2 pseudogenes are annotated in these 580 nt (G+C 67.4%); both read left to right on the top strand.

What is annotated here, in order from left to right:
- Positions 1-495 (top strand): annotated as a pseudogene (locus tag ABD901_RS58875) (potassium-transporting ATPase subunit B); the annotation flags it as partial.
- Positions 495-580: pseudogene (locus ABD901_RS58870) on the top strand (potassium-transporting ATPase subunit C); the annotation flags it as partial. The pseudogenes ABD901_RS58875 and ABD901_RS58870, both read left to right, overlap by 1 nt.

Genomic DNA, 580 nt, shown 5'->3' with positions numbered 1-580 from the left:
ACCAACGACGCCCCCGCCCTGGCCCAGGCCGACGTCGGCGTGGCCATGAACACCGGCACCTCGGCCGCGAAAGAGGCCGGGAACATGGTCGACCTGGACTCCGACCCGACGAAACTCATCGAGATCGTCGAGATCGGCAAGCAGCTGCTCATCACCCGCGGAGCGCTGACCACGTTCTCGATCGCCAACGACATCGCCAAGTACTTCGCGATCATCCCGGCCATGTTCGCCGCGATCTACCCGGGCCTCGACCAGCTCAACATCATGCGGCTGCACTCGCCGACCTCGGCGATCCTGTCCGCGGTCATCTTCAACGCCCTGGTCATCATCGCCCTGATCCCCCTCGCCCTGCGCGGGGTCCGCTACCGGCCCAGCTCCGCGGCGGCGATGCTGCGCCGCAACCTGCTCGTCTACGGCCTCGGCGGCGTCATCGTGCCGTTCATCGGCATCAAGCTCATCGACCTCATCATCATGACCATCCCGGGGATCTCCTGATGCGCCTACCCAGCTGGCTCGCCCAGCACCTCGCCGCCCTGCGCGCCCTCGTCGCCCTGACGATCGTGCTCGGCCTGGCCTACCC

The sequence above is a fragment of the Dactylosporangium darangshiense genome, assembly GCF_039537565.1.
GTDB lineage: Bacteria > Actinomycetota > Actinomycetes > Mycobacteriales > Micromonosporaceae > Dactylosporangium > Dactylosporangium darangshiense.
Note: the sequence above shows the minus strand (reverse complement) of the source record. Positions and strands in the feature narration are given on the sequence as shown.